The organism is Lysobacter sp. OAE881 (assembly GCF_040546665.1).
Classification (GTDB): Bacteria; Pseudomonadota; Gammaproteobacteria; order Xanthomonadales; family Xanthomonadaceae; genus Lysobacter_J; species Lysobacter_J soli.
In genome coordinates this window covers 3433513-3449580 of the sequence record NZ_JBEPOG010000001.1, presented here as the reverse complement: position 1 = coordinate 3449580, position 16068 = coordinate 3433513, and the positions used below count along the sequence as shown (strand labels likewise).

14 protein-coding genes and 1 pseudogene are annotated in these 16068 nt (G+C 69.3%); 5 read left to right on the top strand and 10 right to left on the bottom strand.

Annotation, left to right across the window (positions count from 1 at the left end):
- Window positions 1-11: 11 nt before the first annotated feature.
- The gene (gene purN / locus ABIE51_RS15895) at window positions 12-704 is read right to left on the bottom strand and encodes a phosphoribosylglycinamide formyltransferase (protein ID WP_192631432.1); all 693 of its coding nucleotides are present in this window, start codon (window positions 702-704) and stop codon (window positions 12-14) included.
- Between the two features lie 8 nt (window positions 705-712).
- Window positions 713-1771, bottom strand: coding sequence for a phosphoribosylformylglycinamidine cyclo-ligase (gene purM / locus ABIE51_RS15890; protein ID WP_192631431.1), 1059 nt, complete (start codon window positions 1769-1771; stop codon window positions 713-715).
- Between the two features lie 120 nt (window positions 1772-1891).
- On the opposite strand from purM, the gene ABIE51_RS15885 reads away from it, so the two are divergent.
- The 3 genes from ABIE51_RS15885 to hda are packed head-to-tail and all read left to right on the top strand — an operon-like array spanning window position 1892 to window position 4933.
- Entirely contained in the window at window positions 1892-3007 is a 1116-nt protein-coding gene (locus ABIE51_RS15885) for a DUF2066 domain-containing protein (RefSeq protein WP_232338441.1), read from the top strand.
- Between the two features lie 23 nt (window positions 3008-3030).
- Window positions 3031-4194, top strand: coding sequence for an AI-2E family transporter (locus ABIE51_RS15880; RefSeq protein WP_192631430.1), 1164 nt, complete (start codon window positions 3031-3033; stop codon window positions 4192-4194).
- A 22-nt stretch (window positions 4195-4216) separates the two neighbouring features.
- A complete protein-coding gene (gene hda, locus ABIE51_RS15875; RefSeq protein ID WP_192631429.1) occupies window positions 4217-4933 on the top strand; it encodes a DnaA regulatory inactivator Hda in 717 nt (238 codons plus the stop codon).
- 237 nt (window positions 4934-5170) lie between these two features.
- On the opposite strand, the gene murU is transcribed toward hda, so the two are convergent.
- The 4 genes and pseudogenes from murU to cysG form a co-directional block, all read right to left on the bottom strand.
- Window positions 5171-5872 (bottom strand): N-acetylmuramate alpha-1-phosphate uridylyltransferase MurU, encoded by a 702-nt coding sequence (murU, locus tag ABIE51_RS15870; protein WP_192631428.1) that lies wholly within the window; start codon window positions 5870-5872, stop codon window positions 5171-5173.
- A 17-nt stretch (window positions 5873-5889) separates the two neighbouring features.
- Window positions 5890-6931, bottom strand: a pseudogene (locus tag ABIE51_RS15865) (aminoglycoside phosphotransferase family protein).
- Window positions 6932-7082: 151 nt separating this feature from the next.
- Window positions 7083-8060, bottom strand: coding sequence for a cysteine synthase A (cysK, locus tag ABIE51_RS15860; protein ID WP_115842535.1), 978 nt, complete (start codon window positions 8058-8060; stop codon window positions 7083-7085).
- Between the two features lie 43 nt (window positions 8061-8103).
- The gene (gene cysG, locus ABIE51_RS15855) at window positions 8104-9546 is read right to left on the bottom strand and encodes a siroheme synthase CysG (RefSeq protein WP_354504480.1); all 1443 of its coding nucleotides are present in this window, start codon (window positions 9544-9546) and stop codon (window positions 8104-8106) included.
- 321 nt (window positions 9547-9867) lie between these two features.
- Between cysG and ABIE51_RS15850 the strand changes: the two genes are divergently transcribed.
- Both ABIE51_RS15850 and ABIE51_RS15845 read left to right on the top strand, forming a co-directional pair.
- Complete coding sequence (locus ABIE51_RS15850) at window positions 9868-10851, top strand: LysR family transcriptional regulator (protein WP_157030943.1); 984 nt, start codon at window positions 9868-9870, stop codon at window positions 10849-10851.
- A gap of 49 nt (window positions 10852-10900) precedes the next feature.
- Window positions 10901-11281, top strand: a complete 381-nt coding sequence (locus ABIE51_RS15845; protein WP_157030942.1) for a tautomerase family protein — start codon at window positions 10901-10903, stop codon at window positions 11279-11281.
- A gap of 41 nt (window positions 11282-11322) precedes the next feature.
- Here the strand turns inward: ABIE51_RS15845 and ABIE51_RS15840 are convergent, their stop codons facing one another.
- The 4 genes from ABIE51_RS15840 to ABIE51_RS15825 form a co-directional block, all read right to left on the bottom strand.
- A complete protein-coding gene (locus ABIE51_RS15840) occupies window positions 11323-11685 on the bottom strand; it encodes a hypothetical protein (protein ID WP_192631425.1) in 363 nt (120 codons plus the stop codon).
- A gap of 74 nt (window positions 11686-11759) precedes the next feature.
- Window positions 11760-12494, bottom strand: a complete 735-nt coding sequence (locus tag ABIE51_RS15835) for a phosphoadenylyl-sulfate reductase (protein ID WP_115842530.1) — start codon at window positions 12492-12494, stop codon at window positions 11760-11762.
- On the bottom strand, window positions 12491-14218 hold the full coding sequence (gene cysI / locus ABIE51_RS15830) for an assimilatory sulfite reductase (NADPH) hemoprotein subunit (RefSeq protein ID WP_192631424.1): 1728 nt from the start codon (window positions 14216-14218) through the stop codon (window positions 12491-12493). The genes ABIE51_RS15835 and cysI overlap by 4 nt, the downstream gene beginning before the upstream one ends.
- Window positions 14218-16035, bottom strand: a complete 1818-nt coding sequence (locus ABIE51_RS15825; protein ID WP_192631423.1) for an assimilatory sulfite reductase (NADPH) flavoprotein subunit — start codon at window positions 16033-16035, stop codon at window positions 14218-14220. Before ABIE51_RS15825 ends, cysI begins: the two co-directional genes overlap by 1 nt.
- Window positions 16036-16068 lie beyond the last annotated feature (33 nt).

Here is a 16068-nt window from a genome sequence, read left to right as displayed (position 1 = left end):
CGGAAGGCCCGTTAGACGGGGCCGTCGGCGCCGGGGGCACGCAGGGCACCGGCGGAATCTAGGAGGAGCGGCGTAAACAGGGCATGACCGTCCAGGGTCGTGGTGGTTCCCCGTTCAGCCAGCCGGCCCGCGACCGCCAACCGCAGCACCGCGAGCAGCAGCGGGTGCTCCACTTCGAGCACGCGCGCGGCCAGCGCATCGGCGTCATCGCCGGGGCGCACCGGCACGCGTGCCTGCGCGACGACGGTGCCGGCATCGAGTTCGGGAATGACGAAATGTACGCTGGCGCCATGCTCGGGCTCGCCATCGGCAATGGCGCGCGCGTGCGTGCGCAGGCCGGGGTACTTCGGCAGCAGGGAAGGATGGATGTTGAGTAGCCGTCCCTGGAAGCGTTGGACGAACGCATCGCACAGGATGCGCAGGTAGCCGGCGCAGACGATCCAGTCCGGCCGAGTCGCCTCGATCGCATCGCCGAGCGCGGCGTCGAAGGCCTCTCGCGAGGCGTAATCCTTCGGGCTCGCACTCCAGCGCAATGCAGGTTCGACGCGCTCGAGCGCGGCCGCGGATGGCTTGTCGGAAAACACGCCCACGATGTGCGCCGGCAGCGTGCCGGCGTCGATCGCATCGAGGATCGCCTGCAGGTTGCTGCCGCGCCCCGACACCAGCACCGCGATGCGGTCGGGACGCGTCGGCGTCGCGCTCAAGTCCGCGCTCAACCGATGTGGACGCGACTTTCGAGCGACGCGCCCGCGGCGGCCTTCACGACCTGTCCCATCGGGCGATGACGCAGGCCCAGGCGGTCGAGGTCGGCGTTCACCGCGGCGACATCGCCCGGCGCGACGACCAGCACGAAGCCGACGCCGCAATTGAAGGTGCGCCACATCTCTTCGTTCGGCACGGCGCCTTCGCGCTGCAGCCACTCGAACACCGGCGGCAGCACGATCGCCGACGCCTCGATGTCGAGGCCGAGGCCGTCCGGAATCACGCGGATGATGTTTTCGGTCAGGCCGCCGCCGGTGATGTGCGCCATGGCGTGCAGATCGTGCTTGCCGAGCAGTTCGAGCACCGGCTTCACGTACAGCTGCGTCGGGGCCATCAGCGCGTCGATCAGCTTGACGCCGCCGACGTCGAGGTCGGCCGGGCGGCCGGCGCGATCGTAGATCCTGCGCACCAGCGAATAGCCGTTCGAATGCGGGCCGCTGGAGGCGATGCCGATCAGGACGTCGCCCTCGCGCACCTTGGCGCCGTCGAGCAGCTTGGACTTCTCTACCGCGGCGACGCAGAAGCCGGCGAGGTCGTATTCGCCCGGCGGGTACATGTCGGGCATTTCGGCGGTCTCGCCGCCGATGAGCGCGCAACCGGACAGCTCGCAGCCCTTCGCGATGCCGCCCACCACTGCGACCGTGGTATCCACGTCGAGCTTGCCGGTCGCGAAATAATCGAGGAAGAACAGCGGTTCGGCGCCCTGCACGAGGACGTCGTTGACGCACATCGCCACCAGGTCGATGCCGATGGTGTCGTGCCGGTTCAACTGCTGCGCCAGCTTGAGCTTGGTGCCCACGCCGTCGGTGCCCGAAACCAGCACCGGCTCCTTGTACTTGCCCGACAGGTCGAACAGCGCGCCGAACCCGCCGAGCCCGCCCATCACCTCCGGGCGGAAGCTGCGCTTGACCAGCGGCTTGATGCGTTCGACCACCTCGTTGCCCGCGTCGATGTCGACGCCGGCGTCGCGGTAGGTGATCGGAGTGGGGGCGGAGGGGGAACTGGACACGGGCGGCCTCGTCGGTCGCGGGAGATGAAGCGGCGATTTTAACAGTCGTGACGAGCTTGAATGGACGGGCCGGGCCTGCCTGCGGCACCATTTCGGCTGATGACGCACCCAGGTACAGCGATGGTTCGGGCAATCCGCGCGGAAATGCCGCGCACGACGTTCCTCCGGAAGCTCCATTTCCTGATGATGGCCGCCGCCTTGATGGTGGCCAGTTCCGGCGCCTGGGCCCAGCGCGTGGAGGGCGATCGAGCCCGCGCCGAGGGCATCTACGCCACCGAGGTGAAGGTCAACGGGCAGGGCGAGACCGAGCGCAACGGCGCGTTCGCGCGCGGCCTGGCGCAGGTGCTGGGCAAGCTCTCGGGCGACCGCAGCGTCTCGTCCAAGCCCGGCGTCGGCAACGAGCTGCGCCAGGCGAAGATCTACGTGAAGCAGTACGACTACCGCCAGGACGAGGGTGTCGGCCCGACGGGCGCGCCGAGCTTCAACACCCTGCTGGTGATCCAGTACGACGAGGAGGCCGTCAACGACCTCGCCGCCACGCTGGGCATCGCGATCTGGCCGCAGCCGCGGCCCAAGCCGGTGCTATGGCTGGCCATCGACGACGGCAGTGGCCCGCGCCTGGTCGGCCTGCCGCAGGTGAATGCGGCCCGGCCGGCCCTGAACCGTGCGGTCGAGCGGGGCTACAAGCTCGGACTCCCGACCGGCAACGCCGCCGAACAGGCGGCTGTCGGTGCGATCTGGCGCGGCGACAGCGCCGCCGTGGCACGCGCGTCGGCGCGCTATAGCCCGCCGATGCAGCTGATCGGCAAGCTCTACCGCGATACCACCGCCGGCTGGAAGGCCGACTGGACTTTCGTCGATGCCGGCAAGGTGCTGGCGAACTGGTCGCAGACCGGCGCGGACGCCCGCCAGTTGATGGCCGGCGGCGCCGATGGCGCGGCCGATGCCCTGATGAAGCGTTACGCCAAGCGCGCGCCGTCGGGCGAGCCGGGTGTGTACCGCGTGACCTTCACCGGCATCGACAGCAGCGATGATTTCATCCGCCTGGCGGGCTATCTGCAGAAGCTCTCGGTCGTGCGTCGCCTCGCGCCGGTGCGCGCGACGCCGCAGGGCCTGGAATACGAACTCGACCTCGTCAGCGGAATGCCGGGCTTTAACCGCCTGCTCGCACGCGACGGCGTGGTCGATGTCATGGAAGGCCTGGAAGGCCAGCCGCCGGTCTACCGCCTGCGCTGACGTCATCACCGACAAGGAACCGCATGCAATCGCAAGCCCTGGACGACATCGCACGCTTCCTGCGCCGCCTGCAGTGGACGGCGCTCGCGCTGGCCGTGTGCTGGCTGGTCTGGGTGCTCGCACCGATCCTGACGCCGTTCGTGTTCGCGCTGATCCTGGCGTGGCTCGGCGATCCGCTGGTCGACCGGCTCGAACGCGCCGGGCGCTCGCGCAACGTCGCGGTGACGCTGGTGTTCACCGCGATGGCGCTGATCGTGCTGGCGGGCCTGCTGATCCTGGTGCCTTTGCTTGAACGGCAGATCGAAACGCTGATCGCCTCGTGGCCGCACTATCGCGACTGGTTCATGGTGACCGCGCTGCCGTGGGTCGAACAGCGCCTGGGCATCGAACTCACCGATTGGCTCGATTTCGGCCACCTCAGCCAGCTCGTGCGCGAGAACTGGGACCGCGCCGGCGGCATCGCCGCGACGGTGCTGGGGTATCTCTCGCGCTCGGGCTTCGCCGTGATCGGCATCGTCGCCAACGTCGCGCTGCTGCCGGTGATCACCTTCTTCTTCCTGCGCGACTGGGATTTGCTGGTCGAACGCGTCGCCTCGCTGATCCCGCGCGACCACCTGGACGTCGTGAGCCGCCTGGCGCACGAATCCAGCGAGGTGCTCAGCGCCTTCCTGCGCGGCCAGTTCCTGGTGATGCTGGTGCTGGGCGTGATGTACGGGCTGGGCTTGTGGGCCGTCGGTCTCGACCTGGGCATCCTCATCGGCCTGATCGCCGGACTGTTGACCTTCGTGCCGTACCTCGGCCCGGCAAGCGGCATTCTTCTCGGCGTGATCGCCGCGCTCGTGCAGTACGGCGACTGGCAGCACGTCGCCGGCGTGCTGGTGGTGTTCGGCATCGGCCAGGTGATCGAGAGCTACGTGCTGACGCCCAAGCTCGTGGGCGATCGCATCGGCCTGCACCCGGTGGCGGTGATCTTCGCCGTGCTCGCGGGCGGGCAGCTGTTCGGCTTCCTCGGCATGCTGCTGGCGCTTCCGGTGTCGGCGGTGGTCAACGTGCTGCTGCGATACGCGCAGGAGCGCTACCGCCACAGCCGTCTCTACGTCGGCACGCATTCCTTGCCCGAGGACGCCGTGCCCGATCCGCTCGCCGATCCGCACCTGCCGCCGCCGGTCGACCGCAAGCCCGAGTGATCGAAGAGCGAGTAATCCCGCAGTGAGCGTTCCGCAGTTGCCGCTGGCCTTGCGCTATCCGCCCGACCAGCGACTGGACACCTTCGTGCACGCGCCCGCCGGCGCGATCGAACAACTGCGCGCGCTGGCCGAAGGCCACGCCGATGCGCGTCGCGACAGCACCTACGTCGCCGGCCCCGCCGGCGTCGGCAAGACGCATCTGCTGCTGGCGACGTGCGCGGCGACCGAAGCCGCGGGCCGTCGCGCCGCGTTCCTGCCGCTCGCCGCGGCGGCCGGGCGTCTGCGCGATGCGCTGGAATACCTCGAAGGCAACGACGTGATCGCGCTCGATGGCCTGGACGCCATCGCCGGCCATCGCGACGACGAAGTCGCGTTGTTCGACGCCCACAACCGCGCGCGCGCCGCGGGCCGCGCGCTGGTCTATGCCGCGCGCGACATTCCCGACGCGATCGGGCTGACCCTGCCGGACCTGCGCTCGCGCCTGGGACAGTGCACGCGCATCACGCTCGCGCCGCTGGACGAAGACGGCCGTCGCGACGTGCTGCGCCAGCGTGCCCAGCGACGCGGGCTCGTGCTCGAAGACACGGCGCTCGACTGGCTGCTTCGACGCGTGGGCCGCGATCTGGGCGGACTCACTGCGTTGCTGGACCGGCTCGACCGCGCGTCGCTCGCGGCGCAGCGCCGGGTGACGGTGCCGTTCCTGCGGCAGACGCTGGGGAGTGGAGAGTCGGGTTCGTAAGGGGCACAAATCCGTCATCCCGGCGAAAGCCGGGACCAGGCCCGCGATCCGTCAGCACCCTCTCGGCATTCCAGCGAACGCTGGTCTGATCTTCGCGATGTGTGGATCGCGCAGCGCAACAGCGCAGCGCGGTGCTGCGTCGATGGTTCGCCCCTGAGGCTTCGTTACCCCTCACCCCGACCCCTCTCCCGCAGGGAGAGGGGCTAAAACCCACGCCCCTCTGGCGATAGCGCGGACTTAAGCGCCCGCCAGCTCCCGCTCCAACCCCGCCAACCGCTCCGGCGTCCCAACATCCGTCCAGCGCCCGCGATGGTGTTCGCCGGTGATGCGGCCCTGCGCCATGTGCGCGCGCAGGATCGGCGCGAGGCGGAAGCGTGCCGGCGTTTCGTCCGCGCCCGCATCGCTGCTGTGCGAACGCCAGTCGTCCAGCAGCTGCGGGCGATACACGCCGATGCCGGAGTAGGTGAGTCGATCCTCGCCATCGGCACGCACGAAGCCGTCGGCATCGAGCGCGAAATCGCCCTGCGTCGCCTGCGCCGGACGATCGACCATCACCAGGTGCGCGAGGCCCGCCGGCTCGCGCGGCAGGCGCGCGAAGTCGTAATCGCTCCACACGTCGCCGTTGACCAGCACGAACGGTTCGGCACCCAGCAGCGGCAGCGCGTGCAGCATGCCGCCACCGGTTTCCAGTGGGCGGTCGCCCTCGTACGAATAGCGGATCGACACGCCCCAGCGTTCGCCATCGCCGAGTTGCTCGGGGAACTGCGACGCCAGCCAGCTGGTGTTGATCACGATGTCGCGGACGTCGAGTGAGGCGAGTTTTTCCAGGTGCCATTCGATGAGCCGCTTGCCGCCGACGCGCAGCAGCGGCTTGGGCGTGTGGTCGGTCAGCGGTCGCATGCGCTCGCCGAGGCCGGCGGCGAAGATCAGGGCTTTCAAGCGGACTCCGGTGCGGGTTACGGCGAGGGCAGGGCGACGCGTTCCATCGCCGGGCGGATGCGCACGTCCAGCACTTCGCGCAACGGCGTCAGTTCGGGGTAGCGCGGCAGCACTTCGTCGAGGTAGCGGATGAAGCGCGGCGCGTCGGGCAGGTATCTGCTCTTGCCGTCGCGCGTAATGCAGGCGCGCGAAGATGCCAAGGATCTTCAGATGCCGCTGCACGCCGAGCCAGTCGGCATCGCGCTGGAACACCGGCAATGGCGGCACCGGAATCCGCGCGCGCACCGCGCGTTCGTGATAGCGCGCCAGCCATTCGTCCACGCGCTCCAGCGGCCAGCTCAGGAACGCATCCTTGAACAGGCTCACCGGATCGTAGGCGACCGGACCCCATACGCAATCCTGAAAGTCGAGCACCGCCGGGCCGCCTTCGACCGGCATCAGGTTTCGTGGCATGAAGTCCCGATGCGTCAGCACGCGCGTCTGATGCAGCGCGTTGTCCATCAGGCGACGCTGGCCCAGTTCGAGGCGGTCCAGGTCGTCGCAGGTCAGTTCGAGTCCGAGGTGCCGGCGCAGGAACCAGTCCTCGAACAGGCCCGCGTCGCGCTGCAGCAACGCTTCGCCGAATTCGCCCGTGCCCAGCGGCGGCTGGATCGCCTGCAGGCGCAGCAGTTGTTCGATCGCCGCGTCGAAGTGCGCGTCGGCGGTGCTCTCGTCGATGGTCTGCGCGAGCGTCGGTCCGCCGAGGTCCTCCAGCAGCAGGAAGCCGTTGGCGACGTCTTCCACCAGCACCTGCGGCACGCGCACGCCGCCGCTTTCCAGCAGCGCGCGCATGCGCAGCCACGGACGCACGTCTTCGAGCTGCGGCGGGGAATCCATCACGATGCGGCTGCCGCCGGAGGTCTGCACACGCCAGTAACTGCGATGGCCCGCATCGACGGACGCGCGCACCAGTTCGAGGTCGGGGACGTCGGTGGCGGCACGCGCCCAGGCGAGGCGCGCGTTTTCACGCTCGATGGCGTCGGGCGTGGGAAGCGGATTCGAACCGGGTACGACGGTCATGCAGGCTCCGTGCGGGATCGTTGGCGACCACAATCGCCGCCACGCACAGGTTAGCCCGCCGGCCGTGCACGGTGGAATGCACCGCGATCACGGCCCGCATCGCGTGGCGCCGGCTTGCGCGGCGCTCACGCGACCTTCGCATTGCGGGCCGTTACGCGGCGACCGCGTCGCGCTCCAGCGATTCCAGCCACTCGTCATCCGAGCCTTCGGACACGCCCTCGAACAGGAACGTCGACAGGTAGCGCTCGCCGGTGTCGGGCAGCACGGCCAGCAGCACCGAGCCCTCCGGCGCACTTTCGGCGACCTTCAGCGCCGCGGCCACGGTCGCGCCCGCCGAGATGCCGACGAACAGGCCTTCCTCTGCGGCAAGGCGGCGCGCGGTATCGCGCGCGAGGACTTCATCGACCGGCAGCACTTCGTCGGCGACGGTGCGGCTGAGCACGGCGGGCAGGAAGTCCGGCGTCCAGCCCTGGATCTTGTGCGGTTGCCATTCCTTGCCCGACAGCAGCGCCGCGCCGGCGGGCTCACTGGCGATGACCTTCAGGTCGGGACGCGCCAGCTTCAGCACTTCGCCAGCGCCGGTGATCGTCCCGCCGGTGCCCCAGCCGCTGACGAAGTAGTCCAGCCGCTTGCCGGCGAAATCGCGCAGGATTTCCGGGCCGGTCGTGCTGCGGTGATAGGCCGGGTTGGCTTCGTTCTCGAACTGGCGCGCCAGGAACCAGCCGTGCTTCTCGGCCAGTTCCTTCGCGCGGCGCACCATGCCGGTGCCGCGTTCGGCGGCGGGCGTCAGGATCACCTTCGCGCCGTATGCGCGCATCAGCTTGCGGCGTTCGACGGAGAAGGTCTCCGTCATCACCGCGACGAAGGGGTACCCACGCGCCGCCGCAACGAGTGCGAGCGCGATGCCGGTGTTGCCCGAGGTCGCCTCGACGATGGTCTGGCCCGGCTTCAGCAGGCCCTTGCGCTCGGCGTCGAGCACGATGGCGAGCGCGAGACGATCCTTCACCGAGCCGCCCGGATTGAATGATTCGACCTTCGCGTAAAGCGTCACGTGCTTCGGCGCGATGCGATGCAGCTTGACGATGGGCGTGCTGCCGATGGTGTCGAGGATGCTGTCGTAAAGGGCCATGGCGTTGCCTCGTTTCGATGTAGGGGATGTGGTGTTGCAGGAGTCAGGCGGCCGCGGCGATGGCCGGCGCGCCACGCAGCGGCGGCGCGCCGAACCAGTGCAGCGTGTCCGCGAGCGCGGCGACTTCGCCGACGATCAGCAGCGCCGGCGATTGCACGTCGTGTTCGCGCGCGCGCTGCGCCAGTTCCGACAGCGTGCCGACGATCACGCGCTGGTTCGCGCGCGAGCCGTTTTCTACGATGGCGAACGGAGTCGACGCGGCGCGTCCGTGTTCGATCAGGCGCGCACTCAAGCGGTCCAGGCCGGCGACGCCCATGTAGACGGCGAGCGTCTGCCGTTCCTGCGCGAGCGCCTGCCAGTCGAGCGTGTCGTCGGAGTCCTTGCAGTGCGCCGTGACCAGCCGCACCGACTGCGCGTGATCGCGATGCGTGAGCGGCACGCCGGCATACGCGGCGCATGCGAGCGCCGCGGTGATGCCGGGCACGACCTCGAAGTCGATGCCCGCATCGCGCAGCACTTCGAGTTCCTCGCCGCCGCGGCCGAACACGAACGGATCACCGCCCTTCAGGCGCACGACGCGCTTGCCGGCGCCGGCATGTTCGAGCATCAGCGCGTGGATCTGCGCCTGCGTCGCGTGGTGGTTGCCGGCCTGCTTGCCGACTTCGATGCGCTGCGCGTCGCGTCGCACGAGTTGCATCACCTCGTCGCTGACGAGGCGGTCGTGCAGGATCACGTCGGCTTCGTTGAGCACGCGCAGCGCACGCAACGTGAGCAGGCCCGGATCGCCCGGGCCCGCACCGACGAGCGCGACGCTGCCGCGCGAAGACGGGACTTCGGCGTGCAATTGCGCCGCGAATTCGCGTTCGGCCGCCAGATGCTGCCGCTTGCGCAGCAGCGCCGGCACCTTGCCGCGCAGCAGGCGGTCGAAGAAGCGGCGTCGTGCGCCGAGCTGCGGGAAGCGCGCGCGGATGCGCGTGCGTTCGCGGCCGAGCAGGTTGGCCAGCTCGCCCAGCGATGCGTCGAGCTGCGTTTCCAGCGTCTCGCGCAGATGGCGCGCCAGCATGGGCGCGGCACCACCGCTGGAGATCGCCATCTGCAACGGACCGCGGTCGACGCGCGCCGGAATCTGCACGGTAGACGCCTGCGCGTCGTCGACCACGTTCACCCAGAGACGGCGCGCCTCGCCGGCCTCGGCCACGGCGCGGTTCACGACGTCGTCATCGGTGGCGGCAATCGCCAGCCACGCGTCATCGAGCCAGTGCGGCGCGAATTCGCCAGGCAGATGTTCGATGTCGCCACGCTCGGCCAGCGCCGCCAGTTCCGCATTCAGCGCCGGTGCGCCCACGCGCACCCGTGCTCCGGCCTCGCGCAACGCCGTGGCCTTGCGCAGCGCCACCGTTCCGCCGCCGACGACCAGCACGATGCGGCCATGCAGGTCGGCGAACACGGGGAAGAGGGGGCGCGAAGCCTGCGGATCTGAGGCCACCGGACTGCTCATGGCACCGAAGCGAAACGGAGGGATTCCGTGACGCTACGCATGCACCCCGACGTGCGGAAATGACGCCGCCGCCTGCGGTCATGCCGTTTCGGAATGACCCGGCCGGGCCCGGCGAGGGCGCGGCCGCGCCGCGCGGCCCCGCGCTGGACACGGCCGGCCGCGCAGGGTAATTTTTGTTCATCCCTTTATTCGTATCGAGCGATATATGAACGCGGCCGCCGTTCGGACCACGTGTTGTCGGTGCACGTCGAAACCGACCGCCGCCCGCACGTCCGGGCCCGACCTGCCGCCTTCGCCACTCGCTCCGACATGACCCTTACCCAGCTCCGCTACCTCGTCGCCATAGCCGATTCCGGCCTCAACATCACGCTGGCCGCCGAGCGCGTGCACGCGACGCAACCCGGTTTGTCCAAGCAGCTCAAGCAGCTGGAGGACGAGCTGGGCTTCCAGTTGTTCACGCGCAAGGGCCGCAGCCTGGAAGCGGTCGCGCCGGCCGGCGAACGCGTGCTGATGCACGCGCGCCGCATCCTCGAGGAAGCCGGCAACATCCGCGCCTACGCCGCCAACGAACGCGGCCAGCACAGCGGCCAGCTGGTCCTGGCGACGACGCACACGCAGGCGCGCTTCGTGCTGCCGGAGGCCATCGCCGCGGTGAAGCGCGAATTCCCGCAGGTGAGCATGCACCTGCAGGCGGTCGCGGGCGACGAAGTGCTCGAACTGCTCGCGCGCGGTGAAGCGGACCTGGCGGTCATCAGCACCGCGGGCGGCGAGCCCGAGGGCGGTGTCGCCGTGCCGTTGTATCGCTGGCGCCGCCTCGTGCTGGTACCGCGCACGCATCCGCTGTCCAGACTCAAGCGCGCGCCTACGCTGGCCGAACTCGCCGCGCATCCGCTGGTGAGTTACGAGTCGTCCACGCGCGCCGAGTCGTCGCTGCGTCGCACCTTCGTCGACGCCGGGCTCGAACCGCAGCTGGCGATGACCGCGCGCGATGCCGACCTCATCAAGACCTACGTGCGTGCCGGCCTCGGCGTCGGCGTGCTGGCGGAGATGGCGGTGGGCGCGCGCGACGAAGACCTGGTCGCCTTGCCCGCACCGGACGCGCTGCCCGAGTGCGTGACCTGGGCGGTGATCCCGCGCGCCCGCGTGCTGCGCGAATATGCGCTGGCGCTGCTGCACGGCATCGCGCCGCAGCTCGATCGCCGCGACCTGCGCCGCGTTCTGGAGGGCAACCTGGAACCGCAGTGGCCGAAGGCGCCGTCGTGGCGCGAGCTGAGCCAGCCGATCACCACCTGACGGCCACACCGTCGAACACCGCGACCGTCATCGAAACGGGAGAGCCGTCATGCCGCTGGTCACCCTCACCGTACGCAAGCCCAAGCCCGTCGTGTTCAAGACGAAGGTGCTCGATGCCGTGCATGCGAGCCTGGTCTCCAGCGGCGTGCCGCAGGCGGATCTGTTCCAGCGCGTGTTCGAACTGGACGCCGACGACTTCCGTTTCGATCCCGGCTATCCCGATCTCGCATCGCCACGCACGGACGACTTCGTGCTGATCGAGATCCTCTGGTCGGTCGGCCGCAGCGTGAAGGTGAAGAAGAAGCTGCTGGCCGAATTGATGGATCGCCTCGCGCAGGCGGGGCTCGATCCCGAACACGTGATGGTGGCCTTCAAGGAAACCACGTGGGAGAACTGGTCCTTCGGTGGCGGGCGCCTGATTCATACCTGAGCGTCCGCATCGTAGCCGCCGCGGCGCCACGGATCGCCCGGTTACAGCAGCGCCATCCACACGGCCATGCCGCCGAGCGTGCCGAGCACCGCCGACGCGAGGGCGCGCCGGAACCACAGCGATTGCGCGGTCGCGGCGGACGTCAGCACCGAGTCGTCCGGCGCAAGCCCCACCATCGAAATCAGCACCAGCAGTGCGACCAGGATCGGGCAGCAGATCGCGTTGCCCACGGCGACATTCACGGCCCACTGCACGGCGGAAAGGATGCCCGCCAACGCCACCCACGACCATCCCAGGCCGCGCGCGATGAGCGGCCGCTGCCAGCGCATGATCGCGAAGACCGACCACGCCAGCAGCGCGGTCGTGATCACGGAGCGCAGGAAGTCGAACGCGGCGTATCGCATCCACGCGATGGTGGGTGCGGGCGCGTCGGAAACCGGTCGGAGTGCTTTCCCGAAGCCGCGTGGCGGCTATCCGGTCAGGCGGCGTTCGGCTCGTCGAAATGCAGGCCGCACTCGCGCTTGAGTCCGAAGAAGCGCGTGTCTTCCTCGTTCATGCCGGGCTGCAGCGGGCGCGTGGTGTGCACGTCGCCGATCGACACGTAGCCCTGGTGCCACAACGGGTGGTAGGGCAGGTCGTGCTGCTGCAGGTACTGCCACACGTCGCGATCGGTCCAGTCAGCGATGGGGTGCAGCTTCCAGCGCCCGTCGCGCAACTGCAGGAAGTCGATCGCCGCGCGGCTGCGCGACTGGCTGCGGCGCAGGCCGGCGATCCACGTGCGCACGCCCAGGTCGTCGAGCGCGCGCTGCATCGGCTCGACCTTGCGCATGCGGTTGTAGCGTTCGATGCCTTCAAGGCCGCTCTCCCACAGCTTGCCCAGGCGCGCTTCCATCCACGCGATGCCGATCTGCGGGCGATACACCTTGAGGTTGAGGTGCAGGCGTTCGGTGAGCTGGTCGATGAAGCGGTAGGTTTCGGGGAACAGGTAGCCCGTGTCGATGAGGATCACCGGCAGGTCGGCGCGTTGCTGCGTCGCCAGATGCAACGACACCGCCGCCTGCGCGCCGAAGCTCGACGACAGCGCGTGTTCGCCGGCGGTATGTTCCAGCGCCCAGGCGATGCGCTCGGACGCGCTCAGGCCGCCCAGCCACGCATTGAGTTCGGCCAGTGCGCGGGGCGATTCGGCGGCGGTGATGGGATCGGGCGGGCTCATGCGGCATTCTCGGTGACGGCGTGCTGCAGGTGGAGTTCGATGGAGGATCGGGGCGGAGCGACGATGCCGGCGCGCACCAGGAAATCGCCGAAGCCTTCCTCGTCGCGACGCTCGCCGGCGTAACGCGCGAAGAGCGGATCGAGGGCTTCGAGGATCTGCGGCTGCGCCACGTTCTCGCGATACATCGTGTTCAGGCGCTGGCCGCGGTGGTCGGCGCCGAGCATCAGGTTGTAGCGGCCCGGCGCCTTGCCCACGAGCGCGATCTCGCCCAGGTACGGACGCGAGCAACCGTTCGGGCAGCCGCTGATGCGCAGGTGGATCGGCGCTTCTCGCAGGCCGTGCGCGTCGAGCAGGACCTGCACCGCGTCGGTGAATTCGGGCAGGTAGCGCTCGGCTTCGGCCATCGCCAGGCCGCAGGTCGGCAGCGCGACGCAGGCCAGCGCGTTCTTCACCAGCGGCGTCGCCGAGACGTGCGTGTCCAGGCCGTATTGCGCGACCAGCGCATCGACGCGTGCGCGCAACACGGCCGGAATGCCTGCGATGACAAGGTTCTGGTTCGGCGTGAGGCGGAACTGCGCATCGCTCGCCTCGGCATCGAGCATGCGCGCGATCTCGCGCAAGCCGGTCAGGTGCGAGAGGCCGTCGCGATCCCAGATGCGCCCGGCGACGATGCGCAGCGTCAGGTGTGCGCGGCCATCGCTTCCCTCGACCCAGCCGAAGCGGTCGCCGTTATGGACGAAATCGAACGGTCGCGCGTCGGAGAGGGCAAAACCCGCGCGCCGTTCGACTTCGCCCTTGAACCAGTCGAGGCCGCGATCGTCGATGGTGTACTTCAATCGCGCACGCTTGCGCAGCACGCGGTTGCCGAAGTCGCGCTGCGCGGTTACGACCGCAACGGCGACCTGCGTGAGCTGTTCCGGCGTGACGAAACCGATCACGTCGGCCAGGCGCGGATACGTTTCCGGATCGCCATGCGTGGCGCCCATGCCGCCACCGACGCTGATGTTGTAGCCGAGCAGTTCTCCAGCCGCATCGATGATCGCGATGAAGCCCAGATCCTGCGCGAACACGTCCACGTCGTTGTATGGCGGGACCGCGAAGCCGATCTTGAACTTGCGCGGCAGGTAGGTCGGGCCGTAGACGGGTTCGTCCTCGCTGCCGCTGCCGGCGACGCGCTCCTCGTCGAGCCAGATCTCGTAATACGCGCGCGTGTTCGGCAGCAGGTGCTCCGACAGCGCGGCGGCGTGCGCGAAGACCTGCGCGTGCGCCTGCGATTGAAGCGGATTCGCCGCGACGGCCACGTTGCGGTTCACGTCGCCGCACGCCGCCAGCGTGTCGATCAGCGCGGCGTTGATCGCCTGCATCGTCGACTTGAGCTCGGTCTTGATCACGCCGTGGTACTGGAACGCCTGCCGCGTGGTGATGCGCAAGCCGCGCTCGGCGTAGGTCGTCGCGACGTGGTCGAGCTTGAGCCACTGCGCCGGCGTCACCACGCCGCCCGGCGTGCGCGTGCGGATCATGAAGGCGTACGCCGGTTCGAGCTTGGCCAGGCGACGTTCCTCGCGGATGTCCCGGTCGTCCTGCTGGTAGCTGCCGTGGTACTTGATCAGCGTCTGGTCGTCGTCGTTCAGCGCACCGGTGACCGGATTGGCGAGCGACTCCAGCAGCGTGCCGCGAAGGCGCCCGCTCTGCTGCTTGATGGCCTCGACGGAATGGCTGCTCATCAATACACGTCCCGCGCGTAGCGCCCCTGCTGCTGCAGGGTGTTGAGGTAGTCGTCGGCATCTTCGGCCGACTTGCCGCCGTGTTCGGAGATCACCGACAGCAGCGCCGCATGAACGTCCTTCGCCATGCGCGTGGCGTCGCCGCAGACGTAGAGGTGCGCGCCGCCTTCGAGCCAGTCGAAGAGGTCACGGCCGCGTTCGACGAGGCGGTCCTGGACATAGACCTTGTGCGCCTGGTCGCGCGAGAACGCCAGGTCGAAGCGATGCAACGATCCGTCCTTCAGCGCCTGCTGCCATTCGACCTGGTAGAGGAAATCGCTGCGGAAATGCGGGTTGCCGAAGAACAGCCAGTTGCGCCCGGTGGCGCCGACGGCGGCGCGTTCCTGTACGAATGCCCGAAACGGCGCGACGCCGGTGCCGGGGCCGATCATGATCACGTCGCGCGAGGCATCGGCCGGCAGGCGGAAGCGCTCGTTGTGCTCGATGAACACCGGCAGCCGCGCGCCTTCCTCACTGCGCGCGAAATGGTTCGACGCCGCACCCCAGCGCAGGCCGTCGCCGTCGTCGTATTCGACATGGGCGACGGTCAGGTGCACTTCGTCGCCGACGTGCTTCTGGCTGGAGGCGATGGAATACAAGCGTGGGGTCAACGGACGCAGCGCGGCGACGAGTTCGTCCGGGCTCCACGACGCCGGATAGCGTCGCAGCAGGTCCAGCACCTGCGCATCGTTCAGCAGCTTCGCCAGCGCGGGTTGCCGGTCGGGCGCGAGCAGGCCGTTGAGTGCCTCGCTGCGCGATTGCGCGGCGTGACTGGCGACGAACGGGCGCGCCAGCTTCGTGAGCTCGCGCTTCTCGCCGAGCCACTGCCGCAGCGGCAGCCGCACGCCGCCGTGCTCGACGACCGCATCGCCGTCGAGTTCGCCCGTCCGCAGGATCGCCTCGACCAGCGCCGGCGGGTTCACCGGCCACAGGCCGAGCGCGTCGCCGGGCTCGTAATGCAGGCCGGAGCCTTCCAGCGACAGTTCGACGTGCCGGACGTCCTTCACGCTGCCGCGCGCGGTGATGCGCTGGTTCGCGAGCAGTTCGGCGGCGAAGGGCGCGTCGCGGCCGTGCAGCGGCGTTGCCTGCAACGGACGCAGCGGCGTGACGGTCGCGAGCGGTGCGGCCGGCTTCAGCGCCTCCTTCGCCTTCGCCAGCGCCTGCGCGACCCACGGCTCGGCGATGGTTTCCAGGTCGAGGTCGGCATCGGCGCGCGGCAGCAGGCGCGTGGCGCCCAGTTCCGCCAGCCGCGCGTCCAGCCGTTGGCCGATCGCACAGAACTGCGGATAGCTCGAATCGCCCAGGCCCAGCACGGCGTAGCGCAGCTGCTTCAGTTCGGGCGCGCGCTTGCCGGCGATGAAGTCGACCAGCGCGCGGGCATCGTCCGGCGGATCGCCGTCGCCCTGCGTGCTGATGACCAGGTACAGCGTGCGTTCGTCCTTGAGCTCGCGCGTGGGGTAAGCATCGGCACGCAGCAGGCGAACGGGCAGGCCGGCGGCTTCGCTCTGGCGCGCGAGCTGTTCGGCCAGCCGCTTCGCGTTGCCGGTCTGGCTGCCGTAGACGATCGTCAGGCGGCCCGCGGGCGTGGCGTCGGCAACCGGCGCTGTAACCGTTTGCACGCCGGCGGTGCCGCGCGATGCGAGGCCCGCTGCGTAGCCGGAGAGCCACCAGAGGCCGTTGCTGTCGAGACCGTCGGTCACGCGCGCCAATGCCGCAAGCCGGTCCTCGGTAAGGGGAGCGGCAAGCGCGGCGGAAACGTTTGGCAGGGTGGCCGACATGGGCAACGGGAAAAAAGGGGACCGTTGCAGGCT

What these genes read in the sequence shown, in the direction of transcription:
- ABIE51_RS15885 (WP_232338441.1), top strand. Translation starts at nt 1,892, where the DNA reads ATGGTTCGGGCAATCCGCGCGGAAATGCCGCGCACGACGTTCCTCCGG.
- ABIE51_RS15840 (WP_192631425.1), bottom strand. Translation starts at nt 11,685, where the DNA reads ATGCGATACGCCGCGTTCGACTTCCTGCGCTCCGTGATCACGACCGCG.
- ABIE51_RS15835 (WP_115842530.1), bottom strand. Translation starts at nt 12,494, where the DNA reads ATGAGCCCGCCCGATCCCATCACCGCCGCCGAATCGCCCCGCGCACTG.
- ABIE51_RS15850 (WP_157030943.1), top strand. Translation starts at nt 9,868, where the DNA reads ATGACCCTTACCCAGCTCCGCTACCTCGTCGCCATAGCCGATTCCGGC.
- ABIE51_RS15880 (WP_192631430.1), top strand. Translation starts at nt 3,031, where the DNA reads ATGCAATCGCAAGCCCTGGACGACATCGCACGCTTCCTGCGCCGCCTG.
- ABIE51_RS15825 (WP_192631423.1), bottom strand. Translation starts at nt 16,035, where the DNA reads ATGTCGGCCACCCTGCCAAACGTTTCCGCCGCGCTTGCCGCTCCCCTT.
- ABIE51_RS15845 (WP_157030942.1), top strand. Translation starts at nt 10,901, where the DNA reads ATGCCGCTGGTCACCCTCACCGTACGCAAGCCCAAGCCCGTCGTGTTC.
- cysI (WP_192631424.1), bottom strand. Translation starts at nt 14,218, where the DNA reads ATGAGCAGCCATTCCGTCGAGGCCATCAAGCAGCAGAGCGGGCGCCTT.
- cysK (WP_115842535.1), bottom strand. Translation starts at nt 8,060, where the DNA reads ATGGCCCTTTACGACAGCATCCTCGACACCATCGGCAGCACGCCCATC.